Origin of the sequence: Chitinimonas sp., assembly GCF_041904975.1 — a bacterium.
Taxonomy (GTDB): Bacteria; Pseudomonadota; Gammaproteobacteria; order Burkholderiales; family Chitinimonadaceae; genus Chitinimonas.
Map to the genome: position 1 here is coordinate 1 of NZ_JAYRLZ010000360.1, position 3,627 is coordinate 3,627.

3 protein-coding genes are annotated in these 3,627 nt (G+C 59.0%); 1 reads left to right on the forward strand and 2 read right to left on the reverse strand.

The annotated features are described in order from the left end of the window. Positions 1-377, reverse strand: a 377-nt coding sequence (locus tag ACE3OH_RS20740) for an SDR family oxidoreductase (RefSeq protein ID WP_374357660.1), incomplete at its 3' end; no start/stop codon positions are given. 178 nt (positions 378-555) lie between these two features. On the opposite strand from ACE3OH_RS20740, the gene ACE3OH_RS20745 reads away from it, so the two are divergent. Beyond that, positions 556-2,052: a wax ester/triacylglycerol synthase family O-acyltransferase gene (locus tag ACE3OH_RS20745; protein WP_374357666.1), complete on the forward strand. Its 1,497-nt coding sequence runs from the start codon at positions 556-558 to the stop codon at positions 2,050-2,052. Between the two features lie 78 nt (positions 2,053-2,130). Here ACE3OH_RS20745 and ACE3OH_RS20750 read toward each other — a convergent pair whose 3' ends face one another. Further along, a complete protein-coding gene (locus ACE3OH_RS20750) occupies positions 2,131-3,528 on the reverse strand; it encodes a methyl-accepting chemotaxis protein (RefSeq protein WP_374357668.1) in 1,398 nt (465 codons plus the stop codon). Positions 3,529-3,627 lie beyond the last annotated feature (99 nt).

The window sequence follows — 3,627 nt, forward strand, 5'->3', positions numbered from 1 at the left end:
CTGGTGTGGTGGAACACGCCGGCTTCAACCGCCTCGGCGAACTGCAGGGCATGGCGGGTGCCGTTGACATTGGCTTCTACCTGCTCCTCCGCCGTGGCTTTCAGGTCATACAGGGCGGCCAGATGGAAGAAGTGCTTGATCTTGCCCTTGAGTTCGGCAATATCCTTGGCAGCCACTCCAAGCTTGGGCTTGCCCAGCTCGCCCACCACGGCAATAACCCGTTCGCCGTCCTTGCCCCAGCGCTGCTTGATCGCTTCGAATTTCTCCAGCGAATCCTTGCGCACCAGCGCATAGATCTTGCCCTTGCGCTGCTGCAACAAGGTCTGCACGAGGTTGTTGCCGATAAAACCGGTGGCACCGGTTACGAAATAAGTCATTGGGCCCTGCTCCTCGTTGTTTGAAAGTGAGTCCGAAATCGGGTTGACGTGCCCGTAAGCCGCACCAGTGCTGGCGTGCGCGAATAGCCTGTGTTCTATAATCCCCGGACGGTTTACGTCAAGCGAGCAACCGTCAGGTCATGCACAACCACCACAGTCTTTATCAAGGGTAGACGCCATGTTGTTGAATTTATTCGGTTCTGGCCGCGAGGCAATGTCGGCAGTCGATACCGCCTGGCTGCGCATGGATCGCCCCACCAATCTGATGGTGATCACCGGCATCATGTTTTTTGACGAGCCGGTCGACTTTGCAAGGCTGCGCCAGGTCCTGCAAACGCGGCTTTTACGCCACGCCCGCTTCAAGCAAAGAGTGGTGCGCAATGGCACCGGCGCCTCCTGGGAAAACGATCCGGACTTCGATATCGATAACCACTTTCATCAGGTGGCGCTGCCGGGCAAGGCGGGTAAGGCGGAGCTGCAGGATTTTGTAAACGAACATATCTCCACCCCGCTGGACTTTGGCAAGCCGCTGTGGCAATTCCATATGGTGGAGGATTACCAGGGCGGCTCGGCCTTGGTGGCACGTATCCACCATTGCATTGGCGATGGCATAGCGCTGATCCAGGTCTTGCTTGGCCTGACTGACAAAAAGGCGGAGGGCGAGGATAGCGAGCCGGCAAAGAAGCCGAAATTCCTCGCCGGCGAGCGCGAGCCCGATGACCCCTTTATGCGCATGTACAAGCCGGTGGCGAAGATGTATGCCGGCATGCTCAAGAGCTACGGCAAGCTGCTCGGCACCGGCTATGGCCTGATGATGAATCCGGCCAAGATCGGTGAATATGCCAGCACCGGACTCGATATCACCGCTGGCGTGGCCAAGCTTGCTGCCATGTCAGCCGACCCGCGCACCAAGTTCAAGGGCAAGTTGTCCACGGCCAAGCGTATCGCCTGGTCCGAGTCGCTCCCCCTGTCCGAGGTCAAGCATGTCGGTAAGGCCCTGGGCTGTTCGATCAATGATGTGTTGCTGTCCTGCGTGGCCGGCGCCTTGCGCGCCTATCTGATCGACAAGGGCCAGAATGTCGATGGCCTGGTGATCCGCGCCTCGGTGCCGGTCAATCTGCGGCCGGAAAGCAAGCTGGACCGGCTGGGTAACTATTTCGGCCTGGTGTTCCTGCCGCTACCGATCGGCATCGCCAACCCGATCGAGCGGGTTTATGAGGTCAAGCGCAGCATGGAAGAGATCAAGGGCGGCTACGACGCAGTGATCACCCTTGGCCTGCTCAGCGTGGTCGGCGCCTTGCCCAATGCCGTGGAGCAGCCAGCCATCGAGTATTTCAGCACCAAGTCCACGGCGGTCATGACCAATGTACCCGGCCCGCGCGAGCCGATCTATCTGGCCGGTGCCAAGGTGGCCGACTTGCAGTTCTGGGTGCCGCAATCGGGCGAGATCGGCATGGGGGTTTCCATTCTGTCTTACAACGACCGGGTGAACTTCGGCGTGATGACCGACAAAAAGCTGGTTGCCGAGCCGGCCAAGATCATCGAGCGCTTTGGTATGGAATTTGAAAAACTGGTGATGGCCACCTTGCTCAGCGTGCTCGATTGCCCGCCTGACCCCGAATTGGCGGAGCTGCATCTGGGCATGCTGAGAATGCAGTCACGACAGGCAAATTGATCTGTTCGTAGCAATAACGCGGGAACACGAGGGCGGGCGAAGATACGACCGGTATCTGTCGCCTTCCAGCGACGCGCTTCAGGTCTTGAAATAGGCAATCATCTCGCGCAAGTCACCTGCCTGGTCGGTCATGGCCGTGGCAGTGGCTGACAATTGCTCGGCGGCGGCAGCGTTTGACTGCATGGACAGACTGATCTGGGTAATACCGGAGTGGATCTGCTCGATACCATTGGTCTGGTCGCTGCTTGCTGCAGAAATTTCCTGTACCAAGGCGGCAGTCTTGCGGATGCTGGGCACCATCACGTCAAACAAGGCGCCGGCCTGGTTCGCCAGTTGCACGCTTTCGTTGGCCAGTTCGCCAATTTCACGCGCGGCGCTCTGGCTGCGCTCGGCCAGTTTGCGCACTTCCTGCGCCACCACCGCAAAGCCCTTGCCATGCTGGCCGGCACGCGCGGCCTCGATGGCGGCGTTGAGGGCCAGCAGATTGGTCTGGTAGGCAATATCGTCGATCACACCAATGCGCTGGGCGATCTGGTTCATGGCAACCACGGTGCGCCGCACCGCTTCGCCGCCGGACTCGGCTTGCTCGACATTCTGGTTCGCAATCGAATCGGTGGTACGGGCATTGTCGGTATTCTGGGTGACCGATGCCGTTACCTGTTCCATCGAGGCACTGGTTTCCTCGACGCTGGCAGCCTGGGCGGAAGATGCGGCAGAAAGCGACAGGGCAGCGCCGCTGATTTGCGCCGCAGCATCACTCACCGTTTCGGTCGAGGCTCGTACCTTGCGAATGACGGTGGCCAGAGTCTCCACCATGCGACGGGTCGCGTCGCCAAGCTGGCCCAATTCATCGCGACTGGTTTGTGGCAGCTGCACATCGAGATGGCCTTGCGAGATATCGGCCAGAGCGGCATTGACGCCTTGCAGCGGGCGGATCACAAAGGCGCGCAGCGCCAGCGAAAGAGCAATCACCAGCAATAGGTCCAGTGAAATGATCTGCGCCAGCACTACATAAAGATTGCGCTGTAGCTGTTCCTCGATATCGGAGTTGCTGATCGATACTTCCACCTTGCCGACCAAGCGGGTGGCGCCATTGGCGGTGTAGCGCAATTCGGCCGGATAGCGGCTATCGGCTTCGCCAGCGCGCAATGGACTGGTATCGACACGGCCGGCTGCATCGCGGTGCAGGGACAGGAACACTTTATCTTCGGCGCTTACGCTGATGCCACGGATAAAACCGCGATTGATCTCGGAGCGGACAATGCTGTCGGCCTGAGTGGCGTCGAAATTCCACACAGCAACCGGCAGCGATTGCGACAGGCGATCAAGTATCTGGCTGATCGCTTCCTGCCGGTCATGGCGCATTTGTTGGGCGCTGCGGTTGTAATTGACGATGCCGAAGGTCGACAGGACCAGGGTGACGATCGCCACAAACAAGATATTCAGCTTGGTGCTGATGCTTTTGAAGTCGAACACGGTCAGCCCTGCTTGTGTTTATCCAATCGTTCCATGCTAGTCCAGTAAATACGCAGGCCCAAGCAGCCAGCTGTGTTTGTGTGGCGATAAACCGCTTGA

Bases quoted from the DNA above. Each gene is read 5' to 3' on its own strand.
- ACE3OH_RS20745 (WP_374357666.1), top strand. From the start codon at position 556: ATGTTGTTGAATTTATTCGGTTCTGGCCGCGAGGCAATGTCGGCAGTC.